Source organism: Lysinibacillus sp. ACHW1.5, assembly GCF_022014815.1.
Lineage (GTDB): Bacteria > Bacillota > Bacilli > Bacillales_A > Planococcaceae > Lysinibacillus > Lysinibacillus capsici.
In genome coordinates this window covers 1,318,550-1,338,937 of sequence record NZ_CP091777.1, presented here as the reverse complement: position 1 = coordinate 1,338,937, position 20,388 = coordinate 1,318,550, and the positions used below count along the sequence as shown (strand labels likewise).

22 protein-coding genes are annotated in these 20,388 nt (G+C 35.5%); 6 read left to right on the top strand and 16 right to left on the bottom strand.

The window, feature by feature from the left end:
• Positions 1–78 precede the first annotated feature (78 nt).
• Complete coding sequence (locus tag L6W14_RS06315; protein ID WP_131519612.1) at positions 79–906, bottom strand: helix-turn-helix transcriptional regulator; 828 nt, start codon at positions 904–906, stop codon at positions 79–81.
• 270 nt (positions 907–1,176) lie between these two features.
• On the bottom strand, positions 1,177–1,407 hold the full coding sequence (locus L6W14_RS06310) for an opine metallophore biosynthesis dehydrogenase (protein ID WP_131520014.1): 231 nt from the start codon (positions 1,405–1,407) through the stop codon (positions 1,177–1,179).
• Positions 1,408–1,512: 105 nt separating this feature from the next.
• Here L6W14_RS06310 and L6W14_RS06305 point away from each other — a divergent pair, with 105 nt between their 5' ends.
• Positions 1,513–2,133 carry a flavin reductase family protein gene (locus tag L6W14_RS06305; protein WP_131519611.1) on the top strand — a complete coding sequence of 207 codons (621 nt, stop codon included), beginning with the start codon at positions 1,513–1,515 and terminating at the stop codon, positions 2,131–2,133.
• 190 nt (positions 2,134–2,323) lie between these two features.
• Here the strand turns inward: L6W14_RS06305 and L6W14_RS06300 are convergent, their stop codons facing one another.
• From L6W14_RS06300 to L6W14_RS06280, 5 genes are all read right to left on the bottom strand, one after another.
• Entirely contained in the window at positions 2,324–3,328 is a 1,005-nt protein-coding gene (locus L6W14_RS06300; protein ID WP_237899908.1) for an alpha/beta fold hydrolase, read from the bottom strand.
• A 200-nt stretch (positions 3,329–3,528) separates the two neighbouring features.
• Entirely contained in the window at positions 3,529–4,461 is a 933-nt protein-coding gene (locus L6W14_RS06295) for an EamA family transporter (protein ID WP_131519609.1), read from the bottom strand.
• A gap of 383 nt (positions 4,462–4,844) precedes the next feature.
• Entirely contained in the window at positions 4,845–5,054 is a 210-nt protein-coding gene (locus L6W14_RS06290) for a hypothetical protein (protein WP_131519608.1), read from the bottom strand.
• A 223-nt stretch (positions 5,055–5,277) separates the two neighbouring features.
• Entirely contained in the window at positions 5,278–5,931 is a 654-nt protein-coding gene (locus L6W14_RS06285) for an MBL fold metallo-hydrolase (protein WP_131520013.1), read from the bottom strand.
• 29 nt (positions 5,932–5,960) lie between these two features.
• Positions 5,961–6,884 (bottom strand): DMT family transporter, encoded by a 924-nt coding sequence (locus tag L6W14_RS06280; protein ID WP_237899906.1) that lies wholly within the window; start codon positions 6,882–6,884, stop codon positions 5,961–5,963.
• A 113-nt stretch (positions 6,885–6,997) separates the two neighbouring features.
• Between L6W14_RS06280 and L6W14_RS06275 the strand changes: the two genes are divergently transcribed.
• Positions 6,998–8,416 carry an aminotransferase-like domain-containing protein gene (locus L6W14_RS06275; protein WP_237899904.1) on the top strand — a complete coding sequence of 473 codons (1,419 nt, stop codon included), beginning with the start codon at positions 6,998–7,000 and terminating at the stop codon, positions 8,414–8,416.
• 431 nt (positions 8,417–8,847) lie between these two features.
• The gene (yiaA, locus tag L6W14_RS06270) at positions 8,848–9,318 is read left to right on the top strand and encodes an inner membrane protein YiaA (protein WP_237899902.1); all 471 of its coding nucleotides are present in this window, start codon (positions 8,848–8,850) and stop codon (positions 9,316–9,318) included.
• Positions 9,319–9,437: 119 nt separating this feature from the next.
• Here the strand turns inward: yiaA and L6W14_RS06265 are convergent, their stop codons facing one another.
• The 4 genes from L6W14_RS06265 to L6W14_RS06250 form a co-directional block, all read right to left on the bottom strand.
• Entirely contained in the window at positions 9,438–10,487 is a 1,050-nt protein-coding gene (locus L6W14_RS06265; RefSeq protein ID WP_131519604.1) for a 2,3-butanediol dehydrogenase, read from the bottom strand.
• A 19-nt stretch (positions 10,488–10,506) separates the two neighbouring features.
• A complete protein-coding gene (locus L6W14_RS06260; RefSeq protein WP_048391171.1) occupies positions 10,507–11,145 on the bottom strand; it encodes a GntR family transcriptional regulator in 639 nt (212 codons plus the stop codon).
• A gap of 659 nt (positions 11,146–11,804) precedes the next feature.
• Positions 11,805–12,782 (bottom strand): serine hydrolase domain-containing protein, encoded by a 978-nt coding sequence (locus tag L6W14_RS06255; protein WP_131519603.1) that lies wholly within the window; start codon positions 12,780–12,782, stop codon positions 11,805–11,807.
• A gap of 91 nt (positions 12,783–12,873) precedes the next feature.
• A complete protein-coding gene (locus L6W14_RS06250) occupies positions 12,874–13,479 on the bottom strand; it encodes a TetR/AcrR family transcriptional regulator (protein ID WP_237899900.1) in 606 nt (201 codons plus the stop codon).
• A 270-nt stretch (positions 13,480–13,749) separates the two neighbouring features.
• On the opposite strand from L6W14_RS06250, the gene L6W14_RS06245 reads away from it, so the two are divergent.
• Positions 13,750–15,147 (top strand): hypothetical protein, encoded by a 1,398-nt coding sequence (locus L6W14_RS06245; protein ID WP_237899897.1) that lies wholly within the window; start codon positions 13,750–13,752, stop codon positions 15,145–15,147.
• Between the two features lie 35 nt (positions 15,148–15,182).
• Here L6W14_RS06245 and L6W14_RS06240 read toward each other — a convergent pair whose 3' ends face one another.
• From L6W14_RS06240 to L6W14_RS06225, 4 genes are read right to left on the bottom strand one after another with little or no spacing between them, the layout of a single operon-like run.
• On the bottom strand, positions 15,183–15,581 hold the full coding sequence (locus tag L6W14_RS06240) for a GntR family transcriptional regulator (protein WP_103117679.1): 399 nt from the start codon (positions 15,579–15,581) through the stop codon (positions 15,183–15,185).
• 20 nt (positions 15,582–15,601) lie between these two features.
• Entirely contained in the window at positions 15,602–16,381 is a 780-nt protein-coding gene (locus L6W14_RS06235; protein WP_131519599.1) for an ABC transporter permease, read from the bottom strand.
• A 6-nt stretch (positions 16,382–16,387) separates the two neighbouring features.
• Positions 16,388–17,290, bottom strand: coding sequence for an ABC transporter ATP-binding protein (locus L6W14_RS06230; RefSeq protein WP_131519598.1), 903 nt, complete (start codon positions 17,288–17,290; stop codon positions 16,388–16,390).
• On the bottom strand, positions 17,274–17,525 hold the full coding sequence (locus tag L6W14_RS06225) for a PLD nuclease N-terminal domain-containing protein (protein WP_131519597.1): 252 nt from the start codon (positions 17,523–17,525) through the stop codon (positions 17,274–17,276). Before L6W14_RS06225 ends, L6W14_RS06230 begins: the two co-directional genes overlap by 17 nt.
• Before the next feature lie 184 nt (positions 17,526–17,709).
• On the opposite strand from L6W14_RS06225, the gene L6W14_RS06220 reads away from it, so the two are divergent.
• Positions 17,710–18,249 (top strand): transcriptional regulator, encoded by a 540-nt coding sequence (locus L6W14_RS06220; RefSeq protein WP_048391183.1) that lies wholly within the window; start codon positions 17,710–17,712, stop codon positions 18,247–18,249.
• Between the two features lie 32 nt (positions 18,250–18,281).
• Positions 18,282–19,142: a YitT family protein gene (locus L6W14_RS06215; protein WP_004232402.1), complete on the top strand. Its 861-nt coding sequence runs from the start codon at positions 18,282–18,284 to the stop codon at positions 19,140–19,142.
• Between the two features lie 40 nt (positions 19,143–19,182).
• Here the strand turns inward: L6W14_RS06215 and L6W14_RS06210 are convergent, their stop codons facing one another.
• Entirely contained in the window at positions 19,183–20,349 is a 1,167-nt protein-coding gene (locus tag L6W14_RS06210) for a YbfB/YjiJ family MFS transporter (protein ID WP_131519596.1), read from the bottom strand.
• Positions 20,350–20,388 lie beyond the last annotated feature (39 nt).

Sequence of the window (20,388 nt, the reverse complement as noted above, 5' to 3'; positions counted from 1 at the left end):
ATTCCTCCAACATAAAATCTCTGATATACACTTAGTATAGTAAAGTCATGTTTGGCGGAGAATGGATGCTTGGTGAACTTAGCATGGATTATTGATGAACTTATCTCGATATTCAGTAGGAGAGATACCATATTGCTTCTTGAATACTCTACTAAAATAAAAGGGGTCAGTAATTCCCACCGTTTCTGCAATTTGTTGTACAGGCACATCACTTGTAAATAGCATTTTTTGAGCCATGTTTATACGATAGTTTAATACATATTCTGCTGGACCCAACCCTGCATGCTTTCTAAATATATAAGATAATCGATTTCGATTAACGTTATACTGTTCGGCAAGAGAGGTAATGGAAAGGCTTTGATGATAGTTTTCATGAATATAAGTAGTTATTCGTTCGAATAGAGTGTGTGACGCACAGCTATTCTGTCGATTAGCCACACATAATAATGCTTCATTCAGTACATCACGAAATAGCATTTCTGTCTGAAACATTGATATACCTCCACGCTGATTATATACATGCCATAGACGCATAATTAACTCGATTAGACGAGGAGATTGTCCTATCGGTAATTCAAAATGCTGATGTGAAAAGCTTGTCTCTGCTAAATTCTCCGTACATATCCTGTACAAAACCAGAATATATTCCCAATTTGCATCATCAAAATTTTTTTGATTTAATTTCATCTTCGCTCCCCCATGTACAACTTTTCCTGGCGAAAAGATGTAAGGGGTGCCATTAAATTGAAATTCTATTTTTCCAGAAAGGGGAAAAACAAATCCTGGAAAAGAATCTGTATAATCAGCGGAAGGTACACCTGTATTTCTAGAATATCGATAGATTCCCTTTACTTGGAAAGGAGTGTTTGCTAAATGCTCTGCAAGCTGATTTACGTCGATTTTCATACTTATATACCTCATTTCAATAATCATTCGTTTGGAAAACCAATATTTGTCATACAGCAAACTGCACGTACCACAATAAGTTACTGCTTTTTCAAGGTGTAGTCCTCGGTAGTTGGATTGAATTATAGTTTTCATCTTATTCATTACTAAAAATATAAAAAGGTAGGGATGACGGCTCTCGCCTACCCCTACCTTATCGATAACGATTATCATTGTCAATTAAGTTGAAGCCTCCCTCTTATACCCAAAGATCCATCAACCTCACTCATTTCATTTCTCTATCTTTTGTCCTCTTCCTAAAAGCAATTTCTTGCAAATTATCTCTATTTCTTGTGAGAAAGATTTTATTTGGAAGGCTTCTGAAAGCCTTTGATTCTCAGATAAAGCTACTACTTGTAACAATTTTTCTTCATAAGTTTGTACAAAATGATCAAGCGTCGGACTGGTTACTTTCAGGACTTTCGCAATAGGGAGACTTGAAACTATACCTTTGCTCAACATTATAGATTGAAGTATCAATTTTGTAATCAACACTTCGATGAACGTCGAAATGTTTATATTTTACAATGAGTCTGACAGTGAAAACATTTATGGGAGGAACTAAAAATGAAAATAATAAAACAAATGCCAAATACAAAAAAAATAAATCCTAAAATTTTATATTATGGATTTCCTGTAATTTTACTAAGTACGTTAAATGAGGATGGAACAGTAAATATTAGCCCTTTATCTTCTTCTTGGGTATTAGGAGACTGCATTATTTTAGGGATTGGTCTTGGAGGAAAGGCAATTGAAAACTTAGAACATCATCCTGCATGTGTCATAAATATCCCAGACCCTTCTCTCTGGGAAAACGTGGAACAGTTAGCTCCTTACACAGGAAAAAATCCAGTTCCAGATTTTAAAAAACAGATCGGTTTTACATTTAGAAAAGAGAAATATGATCTTAGTTGCTTAACACCTATTGAGTCCACAACGGTTATTCCTACTCGAATTATGGAGTGTCCTATTCAAATCGAAGCAAAGGTAAAACATATTCGCATTCCAGATTATTCTCCTAATTTTGCTATCGTCGAGACCCAAACGACACAAGTACATGCCCACGAAGAAATAATTATTGACGAAAATCATATTGATCCAAATAAATGGAGTCCACTAATTTATAATTTTCGTCATTATTTTGGTTTGGGTAGCAACCTTGGAAATAACTTCCGCTCTGAGATCTAAACATTGGGATTAAAACATATGGTTCACAAAAAAAGACCAGGTTCTCATTTGAGCGCCTGGTTATTTGTTAATAATTAGGTCTATAATAATATGCTTGCTGCTCATATGCACAAAATACTTCACTATTAAGCAATACAATAATGAAATCTGTTTTTTTCCATTTAGAAATGAAAAATCTTTCTTAGAACATTCACTTTATCTCTTTCATAAATTCTCTAAAGTCTTCAACGATTTCTTTTGCTTTTGTACGATATAAGTAATGATCCCCTTCAAATGTCATCACTTTCCCATGGACAGAATTAGCTATTTGTTTTTTATGCTCTGGTATCCATCTGTCCGTTACTGGATGCTTCTCTTGTATAAAGAAAATAACTGGAAGATTTTTGGGAAATGTTAAACTTTCAGCCGCTTTAAAGTTAGCATACATCATTTCAGCTTCATTTAACTGGCTGAGATTATACATATTTTTGTGCTTAAGAATTTTCATTTGTTCTTTTGTTTTCTCATCATAGGGTAGTTCAGCATATGGGTCATCGCTAAGCTTCACCTGCAATCTAGCTAAACCTGATTTTTTTAGTAGTTTTAAAGTAGTTATTACTGAAGATTCAATCTTTCTTTCACTTATCGTTGGAACACTACTATCCAGCCCGACAAATGCACTTACTTCGTTTGGATATTTGTTCACATAATCCAATCCGTAAAGGCCTGAAATGGAGTGACCCATTAGAATATAACGCTCAATTTGAAGACGCTGTAATGCTTCATGGATTTCACTAACAATATTCTCAGTGCTTCTTTCTTTTTCCGTAAGAGCACTTAATCCATAACCAAAAGGCTCAATGACTACAACCTTGTAAAATGGAGATAGTTCATCTACTAGTAGTTGAAAATCAAGTGCTGGTGCTGCTGTTCCATAACCAGGTAAGAGTACGACAGTTTCTTCTCCTTCTCCCTGGATAAGAACATTCATTTTTTTCCCATCTACGGTGACAGACTGACCATAAGTTTCTAGTTTTCCTTGCTCCATTTTGCTACAAACAATATGAACAAGGAAAACAACCGCTAATAAAAGTAATATGGCTATAATTAAACCTACTACTATTTTACTTATAAAGGTTATCGTTTTTTTCATTATATTGGCACGAGGGTATAGAACAGCAAGCGATAACTGTATTTTCCTTTCTTCTCGTGCCACACCTCCCTTTCATACTCTTCACCCTATCAATCTATCTCGGCTACTTGCTAAGGTTAGCTTATACAATGAAGGTGTACTGCCTATGACAACAATATGAACAGCGTATGAACAAAAAAATAGTACGTCATTAAATAAATACAGAAAGGACCCAATAATTCTTTTGCTATGACATTGCTTAATTGACATGAAAAAAAGGATCTTCAAATCGAAGATCCTTTTGCTACTTTGTCGGATTTTTTATATTTAGTCTTAACGTTTCCTAACAATCCATCTCTATCAAGCAAAGTTGGTAAACTGATACCGATAACGATTATGACAATACCTGCTATTTGCAAAGTTGTAACCGTTTCGCTTAAGAGGATAACTGATACCATCACCGCGATTGGCAATTCAACAGCACTCAATATGGATGACATACCTAATCCCACTTTAGGCACTGCAATTGTGAATAAGAAAACTGGTATAATCATGCCAAATAACCCCAATGCTAAACCATAAATCCACAGTCCTTCGTTAAACAAAGTGCCATTCCAAATAATTTCTGGAGACTGAAAAGCCGCAGTCGTCATGAAAGCGAAGAAAGAAACCAATACTAAGCGATTAGAGGTTGTCATACTTGCGGTTGTCTTTCCGTTTACATATAAAAATAAGGAGTAACAAAGAGCAGCTGCTAAACCCCATAACCACCCTTGAAAAGGTATTTGAGACAAATCAACATCAATTATGCCTGCAGCTGGTATGGTTCCAGCTACTAATATAATTAAAGAGATGAATTCAATTCTACTTGGAAATTGCCGTTTTGTGATACAAGAAATCAGCATACCAATCCATGTAAATTGGAACAGTAATACTACTGCCAAGGAAGCAGGCAAAAAGTTTAAAGAATGACCATATAAAATATTTGTTAACCCTGTTAACATGCCTGCAAACAGAAGGATTTTAACGCCTTTAAAGCTAAAATTTGATCTATTTGTAACTAAGGAAATACATACTGCTATACAAAAGCCGATAAAAAACTGACTTGTAACTGCCTCAGATACAGAAAAGCCACTACGCATTGCCAGTTTTATAATAGTTGAAACGATACCAAAACTACTAGCTGCAATCACTACTAATAGGGGATAAAGATACATCTTGATTATTCACTTCCCTCTCAAAACTTGTCTTGATGAAATTTTGTTTATGATTTTGAGATGTCGAAAAAAATCATAATCTCCAATATATATCACAGATTGTTATTTTACAATCTTTTTTTCGTTAATAATGAATCCTCTCGTAGAGGAAAACCTAATTTTAACAAATGATAAAAAAGCCAAAACCCACATGTTTCAAGGGTTTGGCTTTTATCTTTGTATTTCATTAATAAAGAATGTTAAATTGAATGTTTTATCTCAATTTCCTTCAGCATAAATCTTATACTGTAATAATCCAATCAAAAAAACATCCCCCTCTATAAAGAACATAGAAGTGAGATGTTTTTACTGTTTACTACTATTATTAGAATGGCCGCAAACGTTTAACGTGACTCTTTTGGCGGTTGGCATATATCGCATTTTCGTTGGTTTTTATTTTTAAATTTCGTAAATGTTTTTTCAAAGTTAGTACCACATGCACATTTAAATAGTAGCTTTTGAGAAAAACCATGGTATTCAGTCGTTAGCAACTTACTTTCTGAATTGTTCTCAACAAATTTCTGAATTTCACCAATCGTCCAACGTTTATTCATTTCCTTACACCTCCATATTTAATCGTTCCGCGGAGGCTTTTCTTGGCATCCGTTATAAAAAGAGCTTAAGTATCTTAAGTGCCTCATTATAACATGACCTGGCTCACAATAAAATAGATGTTTGACAAGCCTTTGACTAGTGTTAGTGGTGATACTCTTGCATGCTGCCTCCCAATACTTGGAATTCTAAGGAACCTTCATCTTTAATCAATATTTTTAAGATTCAAAGCTTTTGTATCTGCTCTTTAATATCCACCGTGCATAATCCTCCGTGATAACAAATCACCGATTCAATGTCTAGGTCTACATATTTTTTTAAAGATTGTTGAGCAACCTCTATATCTAAAGTGGTTGGAACATGAATCCCTCCCAATATACCATTTACACTATACATCGAATCGCCGGCAACAAGCGTTTTACTTTGCTTCAAATATAAACTAATATGGCCAGGCGTATGTCCTGGCGTATGGATAACTCGTATTCCCCCACAATATGGTAGTTCTTGACCGTCTTTCAAGGTCTCATCCACTTTCCCCTTGGGTGGATTCTCTATGTGCCCGTCTTTCAAAAGCGGTAAATCCCCCTGAATATAAGGCTTATCTAGTTCGTGCGCATAAATTTTTATATGACTACCGCAATTTTGCAATATTTCAGGAAGACTGCCTATATGATCGATATCCTGATGTGTCAAAATCACAACTTTTAATTGGTTGAACGACACGCCTACATCTTCCATTGCCTTACGTAAATCTCCCATTTGGCCTGAACATCCAGTATCAATTAAAACAGCCATCTCCTGATCCCATAAAAGCGTTGGATGAATGAAGGCTCCGTTAAATTTAAGCTCCAGAATCTCTACTCCCCTAGAAATTTTCATCATTTCTTCCCCTTTATGATTAGATTTTATTATTCTTTTATATCCTGAAGAACAGTCCTCTTCCGCCAAAGCAACTCTCTCAATGTTTCAAAATTGACTAGAATCGTTCCAACAATAATCGTCAGAGTACCTATTCCTGTTAACCACGAAATATATTCATGATAGAAGGTAACACCTAATATAACGGCAATTACTGGTGAGATATACAGCCATGTGGACGGAAAAACAGGATTTGTTCGTGACACAAGCCAATAATAAATGCTGTGACCAATCATTGAACCAAAAATAATTAAATAAAAAAGAGAACCAATTGAAGCTGGACTTAAAAGATAATGAAGCTGAATGTTCTCAGTAAAAAGTGACAAAATGATTAATAAAATACCTCCATGCATCATTTGTGCTGCATTTAAAGCAATTGGAGATGTTGTTCCAAATTTTTGGATGACATGCTTCGTATAAATTGTTCCAGATGCATAGAAAACTTCACCTAAAATAATAGCGAAACAACCAACCATCCAGAAGGGACTAATCTCCATTGCAAAACTAGGTAAGATTAAGAACGTAACACCAATGACTCCGACAACACAACCAATAAATGATTTTCGGTCTCCTTTTTGCTTCACTATAAATGTCTGAATAACAATAATCATCATTGGACCTGTAGCAGATAAGACAGCTGCGATTCCAGATGTCACATACTGTTCTGCCCAATATAATGTGGCAAACGTTCCAAAGGTTAAGGCCACTCCTGTAAAAAACATTTCTTTTCGAAATAATAACCGGATTGTCGTTTTTTCGCGCCAAACCATAAAACTAAATAGTAGTAAACCGGCAATGAAAAAACGAAGACCAGCTGATAAAAACGGAGGAACTCCTGCATCAACACCAACTTTAATTGCTAAAAATGTTGTCCCAAAAATCAAACACATAAAGAAATAATTAATCATTACCATATCAAACTCCTCCTCTTTTTCTATCATAAAAGAAGTAGGATAGAACAGATTAAAAAGGATAGAACAGATCAATTTGGTTCGTGGTACAATCGGTTTGAATAGGAGGAATCGATGTGGGCAAAGTAAATCAAAATGAAGATTATCTTTTTAAGAAAGTCTATGATGATGTACTGGACCGAATAGAGCGTAAAGAATGGAAAGAACATGAAAAGCTTCCCTCCGTCCGGCAATTAGCATCTGAAATGAATGTCCATCGGCTAACGGTATTAAAAGCTTATCAACTATTAAAACAGCATGACAAAGTTTATGTAAAAGATAAATCAGGCTATTTTGTCCAATCAATTGTAACAAAATATATTGAATGTTTAGATCAGGACAATCCCATTGTTTCAGCATACGTAAAAAAAAATCATTTATCAGAAATCCATCAGCCATCTGTTTCCTATCATTTTTCTCAGGCATTGATTGATCCCAATCTTTTGCCTAATCACTATTTTTCAAATTACGTGAAGGAAGTGTTTGACCTATATCCGAAAGTACTGGCAACCTACTCAACGGTGCAGGGTGATTTAGAGCTACGTGAGACACTGACCCAATATTTTATCAACCACTATAAAACACATTTGAGTGCAGATGAACTGTTAATAACGTCTGGCTCACAGCAAGCCATTCACTTAATTGCTCAAGCTTTTATTAAGCCAAGAGACGTCGTTTTATTTGAACGTCCAAGCTATAGTGCTGCAATTGATATTTTTAAAGCACAAGGAGCACAGATAGTTACGGTGGATATCCACCCTGAGGGCTACGATTTAGAACAGGTCGAATACTATATTAAAAAATACAAGCCACGCCTTTTTTATCTCAACCCTACCTTCCATAATCCAACTGGTTATACGATTTCTGTCGAGCAGCGCAAAAGATTAGTGGAATTAGCTGAGCACTATCGGTTTCTAATAATAGAAGACGATGCCTATCACGACATTTATTTTGACCAAGCCCCACCACCTCCAATTTATACATTTGATAGTGTTGGGACAGTCATTTATATCCGAAGCTTTTGCAAATACATCTCTCCTGGTTTGAGAATTGCAACTGTTATTTGTCCATCATCATTAATGAAATCACTATTAACAGAAAAATCGCTAGCTGATAATGGCTCACCACTTCTCAATCAAAAAATTTTTCTCCATTACTTCTCCTCACTAAGATTGCAACAACATTTGGAGAAAATCCGGATTGCCCTACAGATTCGAAAGGAAATTATGGAGGAAGAGCTAGCTGTAACAGGCTGGCGATGGAACAGTCCAAAAGGCGGTCTCAATTTATGGGTACAGCTCCCAGACGATCTTCCAACTGAATTATTATTATCTAGAAGCATCGAACAATCGATCTCCTTTGTGCCAGGTCAAGTTTGTGATCCATTAAAACAACAATCCTCCTGGATACGTTTAAGCTATTCCTATGCAAACGAAAAACAGCTAAGAGAAGGAGTAAAAAAGTTGGTTACAGTGGCGCAATCGCTTTCTAAGTGATCGGACTAGCGATTTAATTAAATCTATAAACGGTGGTATTCACAGCTTTATCAACCATTTCAATTATTTTTTCATCGGTGGCACGAATCGTAATAAGCGGTAGACATAGCAACAACAGGCAGACATATACACCTAACATATTCAGCTGTCTATTTGAATAATATGAAAAAAAGTTATACACCTAGCTCTTATCTGTTCAAAAGAATTGCAGCAAATCACAGGAAAAATTTGTTCTCGGTGTAGAACAAAATTTGACCAAGGAATGATAAGAGTGCTTTCAGATTTAAGAAAGCCATATTAACTCTATATTCCAGTAAAAATAACAGCCAAATTATTATTGAAGAGCGAGATTTAGAAAAATTTCTATTCTCATAACCTCCCTGTAGAATGATAGAATGTTTTTATACAGTGATAGAAGGAGGAGAAAGATATTGTCTAATCAAAATGAGTCTTCATTAGATAAGGAAAAGCAGCCTGATCCGAAAGTTAAAGTAGAAAGAAAAGAGGGGGAACCAACTGCTGCTTTCAAGGGGGCTTCCTGGGGCGCATTGTTAGTAGGTGTTACGGCATATTTTATAGGCTTGTTTAATGCAACGATGCAACTAAACGAAAAAGGATATTACCTAGCTGTTTTAATATTTGGACTCTATTCAGCAATATCCTTACAAAAAGCAGTAAGAGATAAAGAAGAGGGAATACCAGTTACTAGTATTTATTATGGTATTAGCTGGGTTGCACTTATTGTATCTATTTCATTAATGGGCATTGGGTTATATAATGCTGGAAGTATTGTTTTAAGCGAAAAAGGGTTCTATGGTATGTCATTTGTTCTAAGTTTATTTGCATCCATCACGGTTCAAAAGAATATTAGAGACACACAGAGAGCTAGGGAAAGAGATTAAGTTACTGAAAGAGTCGAGAAGTTCATTCTCGATTCCTTTTGTCATTTTTTCTTAAGCTCCATACGCCTCCAGACTATAAAAAAAGAGCATGGCTGTCATCAGCCATACTCCTCTCAATTTTATTTTTCTCCGCTTATTTCGACTAAAATTTTAGATTGTGTTTTGTCATTTGTTAACGTTTTGAATCCTTTTTCAACAATCTCATCTAGTTCAATTTGACTTGTGATGATTCCTTGTGGATTTAGTTGACCAGCGCTCATTGCATCAATTGTTCTTTGGAAAATTGACGGTGTATAAACAATGGATGATAATACATTAACACCTGTGTTTGTAAGTTGCATTGGATTCCATTCGATTGGTCTTGCAAAAATCGACACAATCATCATGTTACCACGAGGTTTTGTTACATCAATTGCTTGTTTAAAGGTAGGAGCAACTCCTGCCACCTCAAAGGATACATCAACCCCATCTGCAACAATCGCACGAACTGCTTGTACAGGATTTTCTTTACCTGAATTAATAGCATGGGTTGCACCTAATTCTTTTGCCTTTTCTAATCGATCATCGGATAAATCTAATACGATAACTTTACTAGCACCTGATGCTTTTGCAGCGATTACTGTTAATAATCCAATTGGTCCAGCTCCAAATACAGCAACAGAATCACCTAATGTAACCCCTGCATCTTTGACAGCTTGTACAGCAACAGCCATTGGTTCTACTAGTGCACCATCTTGTAATGTTAAGTTATCTGCTAAACGATGTATATTCGTTACAGGGACATTAACATATTCTGCAAATCCACCGTTTCCATGTAAACCGATGAAGTTAAATCCATCATAACGATCGACTTCTTCATGTTTATTTCTATATGTTAATGTAGGATTGATGACAACTCGGTCCCCAGCCTTAAAGTCAGTAACCTTAGCGCCAACTTCTTCGATGATACCAGCAAATTCATGTCCCATTGTAAGTGGGGCCACTTCACCTGTTAATTCAGCTTTTTCATCAACTGGTACGAAAACCGGACCTTCTTCGTATTCATGCAAATCACTTCCACAAATACCAGCCCACGCTACTTTTACTTTCACTTCTTCTTCTCTTAAAGCGCGTAATTCAACCTCTTCAACTCTAATATCTTTCACACCATGCCAAACTGCAGCTTTCATTTATGTTACCCCCATAAAATTATTTAAATTGGTACCATAAAATAACATCCTTAATAGCTACTCGTGCATGATCAAAATCCGACACTTCTATACACTTGATAAAAGTATTGATGGACATATGATAGGATTCAACTAGATTCATCTTCCATTTGGTTTGTGCAGCTACATTTGTAACAAATATTGTTTCTTTAAAGAATCGTAGCATAGCAATATTTCCTGTAACATCAAAAAACAATTGTAACAAGTGGGCAAACGAAACAACATATTCATAAATATTTTCAGCAGACTTTCTTTGTTTCATAGCTTCAAATCGAAATAATAGCTCATTTTGCAAATCGGCAGTCCATTTAGATTCACACTTAGTGAGTGCAATATCCAATAGATGATAAAGCGCTTCCAAATAATCCTTTAATTCCTGATCCGTTATAATCTTCACTCTTACACCTTTATGTTGTACTTTTTCAACTACCCCATCTTTTTGTAAAAGATAAAGGGCCTCACGGACAGGTGCATGACTTACTTGTAACTCCTTTGCAATTTCTGCCTCTATTAAGCGCTGACCTTGTTCATAGTAACCAGAAAATATGCGGAATAATAATCGTTCAGCTATTTGCTCAGAAATTGTTTTTTTTGAAATTGAATTTTCATCAAACCCCATTAAACCACTCCAATAAATTTATATCCTTTTATTTTAACATAGTTCAGTGTATAGGGTGATTAGCTAAAAGCGTTATATATTATGGATTATAGATTATCGATAATCTATAAAAGTATTTTAATCTATAAACTCATTTCTTTCAAATATCTTGTTTTGGGTAGGTAACTAAATAATATCAAGTACCTTTTAAGAGAAAATTTATAAATGCAAAAAAGATGGTGTTAAGTTGATCAGATTGGTATATGGAGATAATTTGCGATATGAGTTACTCAATACTAACCCATAAAAAATGCACACAAATTGCTAGTTATTGTCTCACAATTTGTGTGCCATTCATTTTATAGTGATTTGATTCGATTGTTCTGGGTATTGATTAGACCATAAAGTTTGGGCGATTTGTCTATTAATGATGTATATTTCTAGGTTTTTGGGTCATTAACGGCTGTCGCGCTTTGTGAGCCACTAAGCTTATCTGTTGCAATTCATATGGGCTTACCAACACTTTGCATACCGAAATGCAACCAAAGGAACATATATAACTTTTCTTTCATTAACACTATTTCAAAAAGACTTAGCATAGCTCCTAAGAAGTTATTGTGTTTCTTCTCATATGATGATGTACTAGTTTAATAGCTTTAAATGAAAAAGGGTCTGTGCCCCTAGCCTCTATTCTCTATATAACTAACAATTTCATTGGCAACAGTTGATGTTAACAATGTTGATATATTACTTAAAACAATAATTGTTGCGTCACTTTCTATCAATCTTAAATAGGAGGAAGTAAAACCATTAATCCCCCCATGATGAAAAATGAGCGTATTATTCTTTTTTGTCTTAGTAATGTTCCATCCATATCCGTTGCCAAAACGACCTGGTGAAAGCATCTGAGTTGTTATAGTTTTCGATAATAAACAATTATTTTTAATTGCATCATCAAGTAATTGTAAATCTTCTACTGTAGAAACTAACCCTCCAGCTGAATAGGTGTTAGACATATTGATGAAACTAGCATGATAAATATTATTTTTTTCTAACTCATAACCGCTTGCTTTATACTTTTGAATAGCCACGTTATAATCAAGACCAGTGTTTAACATCGATAAAGGCTGAAAAATCTTTTGTTTAAGGAATTCTTCATACCTTAAACCACTTATCATTTCTATAATCTTACCTAATACAATGTATCCTGAATTAGAATAATTAAACTCTTTCCCTGGTATAGATTTGAATGAACAAGAAATAATCCAATTTATTAAATCATCTGGTGATTGTAACTGATAAGATTTTAATAAAAAATCAGGTTGTTCAGTAATATTACCAATGCCAGATGTATGAGTTAATAAATGTTCGATCATAATTTGGTCACCCTTTGGAAAATTAGGAATAAAATTATCTACAGTATTATGCAACTGCAACTTTTGCTCTTCAACTAGTATTAAAATTGCAATGGCAGTAAAGATTTTAGTTACAGATCCAATACGAAACTTTGTAATAGCAGTATTTGGTATATCCCATTCATAATTGGCTTTTCCAAATGATTCTTTATATATTGTTTCTCCTTGTTCAACAACTATGATATTTCCACTAAATCCCTCGTCTTTTGAGTTTAAAAATGAATGAATATATGATTTTAGCAAATTTCAAGCACTCCTTATTTTGTACTATAAGTTACTTGAAATGTTATCCAATGGCATTTACCTACTTCCTCCTTTCGAACTTTACGAGAGATTAAAGCTCATTTCTAAGATTCGTGCGAATTTCCTTTTGCTTTAACTTTATTAATTCTATGATACTTTTACAGATTCTTTTAAGTGACTCATTTGATTTGTAAGTGAGTACGATAATACTACCACCTTCTATCATGCTAAAGACTAAATACGCCATTTCTGTAGCTTCCTCAGGGGGCCAATTTGACTGGATAAACTTTTCTCTTACTATCATGATAAGTTCTTCATAAGCATTCTTGCATGCTAAACGAAGTTGCTCACTCATATGCCAAGTTTCCAAAGAAATAAGTGCTAGTGGAATTCCATCATGTGCAATTTTTGGATTAAAGCTTAAACATTGACCAAAAAAACACTCTAAAGCTTTTATTACATCATCCTGCTGTGAAAATAAATTTCTCAACGCTTGAGCAGCAAAATCTTTTGTTCTGTTAATTGCCTCTGTCGCTAATTGCTCCTTGCCTTCAGGAAAATAATAATAAAGCGAACCTTTTGGACAACCCGACTCTTTAATAATTTGATTTAATCCAGTAGCATGGTACCCTTGTTTTTGAAACAGTGTTGACGCGGTCGATAAAATTTTCATTTTACTTTCTTGATTTCTAGGCATTTTCCCCTCCAGAATTATAATGACTGGTCTATATAATAAATTGTTGAGATTATAAAGTCAATAGAACTGATTATAGCTTTCCCTTTACTCGTTTAAAGTTAGTACATTAACTCTAATTCCTCTCCTTTCATGATTAGTTGTTCTACTCAGAAAATTTTTAAATTACCAATAATTCAGACTGCTTTTCACCTAGATTAAAATTTTTTAAAATCATCACCTTCTTTTTTTCTCTTCATATTCTATAGAATCAGAATATTGAGGGGGAAACGTATGGGGATTGAATTCACAGCTCTCCATTGGATTTATGTGGTTTTTATTGTGCTCATCATCGGATTTATGGTTAAACGTCGCGATACCACCCTCATTTGTGTAGTAGGCATCTTTATGCTAGCGATTGTTGCAACTGGTGATTTTACCTCGTCCATAAGTGGTGTGTTTAACAGCTTTATTTATGCCATAACTGAGCTGCTATCAACGATTCTTATTATTTCGATTATCGTGGCGATGAGTCGGGTCATGATGTCTTCCGGTATTAATGAGGTTATGATAGCCCCTTTCACAAAGATCATTAAAACACCCGCACTCGCTTATTGGACGATTGGACTCTTAATGATGTTTATTTCTTGGTTTTTCTGGCCATCACCTGCAGTAGCGCTATTAGGAGCAGTGCTCTTGCCTGTTGCGATTCGGGCGGGCCTCCCAGCACTGGGGGTTGCCATGGCGATGAACTTATTTGGGCATGGTATTGCGTTATCGAGTGATTTTGTCATTCAAGGGGCTCCAAAATTAACGGCTGATGCTGCTGGTATCCCTGTTGGAGATGTTGTTTCAGCCAGTATTCCACTGGTTATCACCATGGGCGTTGTAACGACAATTGTTGCTTATATTTTTTTACGACGTGATATGAAACGAGGAACACTACTTTTAAATACTGGCAACCATGAGGAAGAGGATAGTGAACAAGAAACTGCGGAAAACTTACTGTCAAATGGGCAAAAACGATTCTTCGCCGTACTTATTCCTATTGCCTTTATCTTAGACGTTATCGCTATGTCGGTATTCAATTTAACGGGCGGCGATGCAACGGCTTTAATCGGTGGAACCTCTGTTTTTATTTTATTGTTGCTTAGTATGGTTGCTCATAAATCAGCGGGGTTAGAAAAGACAACAAGTTATTTGATTCAAGGATTTCAATTCGGCTTTAAAGTCTTCGGACCCGTAATTCCAATTGCTGCTTTCTTCTATCTTGGAGATGCTGGCTTTACACAAATTCTTGGAGATCACCTCCCCGCTACTTCACACGGGATTGTCAATGATCTGGGTGTCGGTCTTGCAGCAATAGTTCCGTTAACAAAGGAAATTGCTGTTGTCACGCTAGCAGTTGTTGGCGCTATTACAGGATTAGATGGTTCTGGCTTTTCAGGAATTTCTCTTGCTGGCTCTGTTGGCAGTTTGTTCGGTAATGCTATTGGTGAAGGAACTGCAACTTTAACAGCTTTAGGGCAAATCACAGCGATTTGGGTTGGTGGTGGTACACTAATTCCTTGGGCATTAATCCCAGCAGCTGCTATTTGTAATGTCAGCCCATTTGAGCTGGCAAGACGAAATTTAATTCCTGTAGTCATTGGACTGATTGTGACAACGATAGTTGCTGTGTTTTTAATTTAATTTAATAAAAATAGTAAGAGATGGTCACTAGGTTATCAGTAGCCATCTCTTTCACTCTCCGTATAATACTTTTGTAAAATGTCATAAAACATTTCTTTTAGTTGAGATTTTTTCATGCCTAAAATATAAGCCTCTATCAATAATTGCTCCACTTTCATAGCTATTTGGTGACATGAAATAGTCGTTGCTTTATTAGGATCTACGATAACAAATGCTCTAGACTGAGGCTTAATGGTGATGATCCCCTTTTTTTGAAGCTCTTTGTAGCTTTTATGAACTGTATGCAGATTGAGGTTTGTTTGTGCCGCTAGCTGGCGAATTGAAGGCAAATGGTCCCCCTTTTTTAAGCTTCCAGTCGCTATGGATAAAAGCAACTGCTGTGTTAGTTGTTGATAATATGGAATTTTGCTTCTTCGATTTACTTTTACATTCATTTGTCGAGGATTTCTCCATATTAAAATTTCTTTTTGGCAATAAAATGATGCATGATAGCCATCATGAATAGTACAAGTAACAGTGTGACAATTATATTAAAGCTATACCATTTTTCAATGTCACCTGTCATTATTATCGTTGTAGCATACAAACTATTACTAGCTGGATTTATGACATCTAAGAATGGATGTAAGCCAGCACAAAAACGACAAATAAATAAGACACCAATACTAATTAACGCAATAAATGGTGTACTATTAAAAAATGTACTCATCATGGCAACAAATGTAATGACAAACAACAGCCAAATACAATAAAATGCTAGAGCTATCAATGCGCGTGTTATCGGTACAGAGGTAAATAAATAAGATGTATAGCCAAGAGACATTGCATAGCCAAGCGTAATACATAGGACAGCTAAAGCATAATGCGTAAGGAGTTTACTGTTTAAGTAGGATGTGATTGATACTGGCCTTGTTAAAATGAAGGCCATCATTCCATTGGCTTTTTCTCCTTGAATTATACCCATCGTTGCAATAGCAAGGATGATTATACCTAATTGGTCAAATTGCGAATTAAGGGTTGAAGCAAGCACTTCTTCTCCCCCTGGCTTTGCCATTGTTGGATCAATTATAATCCCTTCTATACCACCCATTGATTGTAAAATAGCAGGCAAAAAATACATCGTAATCGGCTGAGTTAAACCTAGAAGGATATAGACGATTGGTAGCCAAACGACTTTATATTCCTTTGTCATTTGATTCATTTCTTTTTTACTTAGTGCGATAAATGTATTCACTTCAAATTACACCACCAATTCTAAAAATATTTCTTCTAAGCTTTCTTGAAGGCCAAGATCAAACTTTGTAAATAGTACATTTGAATCCAATCCGTACTTGAGCAATCGATGGGCGTCCTCTTCCAAGTGATTGACATATACTTTAAAACCATCCCCACAATTTTCGATTCTCTTTACATAAGGTAAATGTTCAATCGTTGTTAGCCACTTAACATCTTTCTTTTGAACCGCTAAAAAGATAGCTGAATCTTGATAGCGATTAAGTAACTCTAATTTTGTTGCATCTTCTATTTTGTAACCATTTTTAATGACCACAAAGCGCTCACAAACTTCCTCCGCATCGCCTAAAATATGTGTAGAAAGTAATATGGTCGTTTCTTTTTTTATGTCTTTTAATAGATTCAGCACTTCACGTCTACCGATTGGATCTAAGGCTGAAACTGGTTCATCCATAATGATGAAAGCTGGCTTGTGTAATAAAGCTTGTGCGATTCCAAGACGCTGTTTCATACCTCCTGAAAATGTTCCAACATGAGCATGTGCTTCTTTTCCTAAGCCCACCTTTTCCAGAAGAATCGGGATATCTTTTTGTAATTGATCTTTCGAAATACCCGAAAGTGTCCCCATAAAGGCTAAAGTTTCAGATGCTGTCATCCACGAGAAGAAATTAGGATACTGTGGTAAATAACCAATATGATTTTTCATCTTTGAAATTTTTTGCCCATCAAGTACAATGTCCCCTTCATCTGCATAAAGAATATCAGCAATGATCTGAATTAATGTGGATTTCCCTGCCCCATTTGGTCCAATAAGTCCTACACATTCATTCGAATCTATCACCATTGAAAAACTACTTACTGCCGTTTTCTGTTTAAATTTTTTCGTAATATTTTTAATTTCTAAGCGCACGTTTATTGACATCCTTTCTACCCATCACGAAGTATAGAACAGAACCAATTGTATTAAAGAACAAAATAATAATGGCCCACATTAGTATGTTTTCTCTACTAGCTCTGTGTTTATATAAATCTATTAGTGCAATAGTGATAAGTAAAAAACCTACGAGTACAAATGGTAAAAGAATGGGTAATATGCTTGCCCAATCAATTTGATTTAAGTCTTCAAAACCATAGTGTAATTTCATTTTTTATAACCCCTTTCATTATCATTATCAATAATGATAACAAAAGAATGAAAAAATTTCATTACCTTTTTACTGTACATGTTTAAAAAAACGCTATAATATATTTTTTGATAATGTTCTCAAATTGATAACATTTGAATGCTTCCCTTGATACTATCTCATTTTCTGGTAGGAGGATCGGTTTATGCGTAATAAAGCAGAGGTATTAATGCACCCTGTGAGAATGAAAATTTTACAAGCTCTGATGCACAATAAAGAAGAGGGTTTAAGCACATTGGAGATGATTTCTGTCATTAAAGATGTACCACAAGCCACTCTATATCGTCATATCCAAATTTTAGTCGATGAAAATATTATAAAAATTGTGAAAGAGCGAAAAGTTCGTTCAGTTACAGAGAAGTTTTATGCATTAAATGAAGGAGCAGCAAAACTTAGTAAGGAGGATTGGACTCAACTCACAACCAAGCAAAAATTAAATTATATTTCCTACTATCAATTGGCTTTACTATCTCAATATCAAAATTATTTGCATTCACTTGATGAAAAAGAAAGCACAACAGATTTAGCAACTTTTTCTTTAATCGACTTAACGTTAACAGACGATCAATTCAAAAACTTTGAAAATGAATTAAACGATTTATTAACTAAATACTATAATATGACCGACTCAAATAAAGGTTTGGAGACTAAAACAATTGCTTTAAATATTATTCCAAAACCTTAGGTACTATTGACGTAGAGAAATGGAGAAGATTTATGAAAAAAGGAAAGTCACTAGAAAATATACGAAAATTAATTATGATCATTATTGGTGCAGTTATAGCCGCTTACGGACTAGAGGCCGTGTTAATTCCGAATGCTGTCATTGATGGCGGTGTAACAGGTCTTAGTATTATGGGTGCGCACCTCTTCGGTATCCCATTAGGCGTACTGCTCTTTGTATTAAATATTCCGTTCATTTATATCGGCTACAAGCAAGTTGGAAAAACCTTTGCCTTAATGAGTAGTGCTGGTATTGCAGCTTTATCGATTTCTACAGTGCTTTTACATGACGTCAAAACCATTTTAGGCCCAAATGATCCCCTCCTAATTGTTTTATCTGGTGGTATGCTCCTTGGTGTGGGGATTGGTATTGTCCTACGAAATGGTGGCGCTTTAGATGGCTCAGAGGTTTTAGCTGTACTATTGTCACGTAAGATTCCATTTTCAGTCGGCGATATTATATTATTTATCAATGCCTTTATTTTCATAGGGGCAAGCTTTATCTTTGGCTTAGAGAGTGCTCTTTACTCAGCGTTAACTTACTATATTGCCAAAAATGTTATCGATATAATCCAAGTTGGTTTAGAAAAATCAAAAGAAGTTCGTGTGGTTAGTGGAAAATCCGAGGAGATTGGAGACGCTATTCAAGCCCGCTTAGGACGTGGTGTTACCTATACACATGGACGTGGTGGTTTCTCCAATGAACCAACAGAAATCTTAAACTGTGTCATTAACCGTATGGAAGAAAATAAATTAGTTTCGATTATTAAAGACATCGACGAAGGCGCTTTTGTTGTCATTTCTGACGTGTCAGAAGTTCGTGGTGGTAACTTTAAGAAACGCGATATCCATTAATTTCAAAGTAAGTAAGGCGCATCATACCTTACTTACTTTTTTATTTAGTTGCCGCTTCATATTTTACGCCACCTATTAAACATAATCCTCCCAGCATTACTACTAAGGAAGCCCCAACTAAGGCATACTGATAGCTATTTGTGTAACTTGCAAGTGTTCCAGCAATGGATGGACCAATCATTTGTCCAAGCGCATAGCCAGCTGTTAAATACCCTATCATTTGATGACTATTAATTGGTGCAAGCTTCCTCGCTAATGTTGTACAAAGTGTTGTAATTCCCATAAAGGTTGCCCCAAAAATGAAGGCACTAGCATAAAGGGTCATCGAATTTGTAGCTAGCGCAGGTAAAACAATACCTATCGCTTGCAGTAGCATAGAGATGAGCAAAATTTTCACATGGCCATAGCGCTGTGCTAGCTTAGACCAAACGATACATGAGGGAATTGCTGCAACACCCACAACAAACCATACAAAGGCTGCATCTCCATGAAAGCTTGTCGACTCCTGTGCAATTGATACAATAAATGTGCCTGTGACAATATAGCCAAGCCCCTCTAAGCTATAAGCGATGATTAACCATTTCATCCAAGACTGAGGAGGCGTTTTCTGTGAAATTATCTGGCTTTCCACTAGTTGTTTACTTGGTGTAATAGGCTTAATGAATAGTACAATCAAGACAAACAATACAATACTAAATAAAGCTAATACGATCCAAGTTCCATTCCAATGGAAAACAGCTTGGATTGGTGAAACAATTACCGCACTTAATGCAATCCCTATTCCTACCCCACTATAGAACAGCCCCGATAGATGCATATGACTACTGCTGGCTAACTGGTCTAGTATAAGGCTTGTTATAACAACAAAAATAAAAGCACTCACAACACCCGATATAAATCGTAATAAATACCAAATGATGATTACACTTGTAAAGCCCATGAAGGCTGTTGTTAAAATGCTGATAACAAGGGTAATTTGCAAAAAGAGAATACGTTTATTCCCTATTGGTAAACGGCCTGCCACCCAGGCTCCAATCAAATAGCCCAAGTAATTACTCGTTGCTAAGTAACCTGCTGTCGCTCGGCTAAATTCAAAAGCTTCTTGCATATAAGGTAAAATAACCGTATACGAAAAACGTCCGATGCCCATAGCAATAACTAAAGCAAAAATGCCCCCGATTAAATAGCGTACGGTTTGCTTGTGCATATCATCACTCCTTCTATTTCACTATATCGAACATCTAGG

Excerpts from the sequence above, each read along its gene's own strand:
- L6W14_RS06315 (WP_131519612.1), bottom strand. The coding sequence starts at position 906 with ATGAAAATCGACGTAAATCAGCTTGCAGAGCATTTAGCAAACACTCCT.
- L6W14_RS06310 (WP_131520014.1), bottom strand. The coding sequence starts at position 1,407 with ATGTTGAGCAAAGGTATAGTTTCAAGTCTCCCTATTGCGAAAGTCCTG.
- L6W14_RS06305 (WP_131519611.1), top strand. The coding sequence starts at position 1,513 with ATGAAAATAATAAAACAAATGCCAAATACAAAAAAAATAAATCCTAAA.
- L6W14_RS06295 (WP_131519609.1), bottom strand. The coding sequence starts at position 4,461 with ATGTATCTTTATCCCCTATTAGTAGTGATTGCAGCTAGTAGTTTTGGT.
- L6W14_RS06290 (WP_131519608.1), bottom strand. The coding sequence starts at position 5,054 with ATGAATAAACGTTGGACGATTGGTGAAATTCAGAAATTTGTTGAGAAC.
- L6W14_RS06285 (WP_131520013.1), bottom strand. The coding sequence starts at position 5,931 with ATGAAAATTTCTAGGGGAGTAGAGATTCTGGAGCTTAAATTTAACGGA.
- L6W14_RS06280 (WP_237899906.1), bottom strand. The coding sequence starts at position 6,884 with ATGGTAATGATTAATTATTTCTTTATGTGTTTGATTTTTGGGACAACA.
- L6W14_RS06265 (WP_131519604.1), bottom strand. The coding sequence starts at position 10,487 with ATGAAAGCTGCAGTTTGGCATGGTGTGAAAGATATTAGAGTTGAAGAG.
- L6W14_RS06260 (WP_048391171.1), bottom strand. The coding sequence starts at position 11,145 with ATGGGGTTTGATGAAAATTCAATTTCAAAAAAAACAATTTCTGAGCAA.
- L6W14_RS06250 (WP_237899900.1), bottom strand. The coding sequence starts at position 13,479 with ATGCCTAGAAATCAAGAAAGTAAAATGAAAATTTTATCGACCGCGTCA.
- L6W14_RS06245 (WP_237899897.1), top strand. The coding sequence starts at position 13,750 with ATGGGGATTGAATTCACAGCTCTCCATTGGATTTATGTGGTTTTTATT.
- L6W14_RS06240 (WP_103117679.1), bottom strand. The coding sequence starts at position 15,581 with ATGAATGTAAAAGTAAATCGAAGAAGCAAAATTCCATATTATCAACAA.
- L6W14_RS06225 (WP_131519597.1), bottom strand. The coding sequence starts at position 17,525 with ATGAAATTACACTATGGTTTTGAAGACTTAAATCAAATTGATTGGGCA.
- L6W14_RS06220 (WP_048391183.1), top strand. The coding sequence starts at position 17,710 with ATGCGTAATAAAGCAGAGGTATTAATGCACCCTGTGAGAATGAAAATT.
- L6W14_RS06215 (WP_004232402.1), top strand. The coding sequence starts at position 18,282 with ATGAAAAAAGGAAAGTCACTAGAAAATATACGAAAATTAATTATGATC.
- L6W14_RS06210 (WP_131519596.1), bottom strand. The coding sequence starts at position 20,349 with ATGCACAAGCAAACCGTACGCTATTTAATCGGGGGCATTTTTGCTTTA.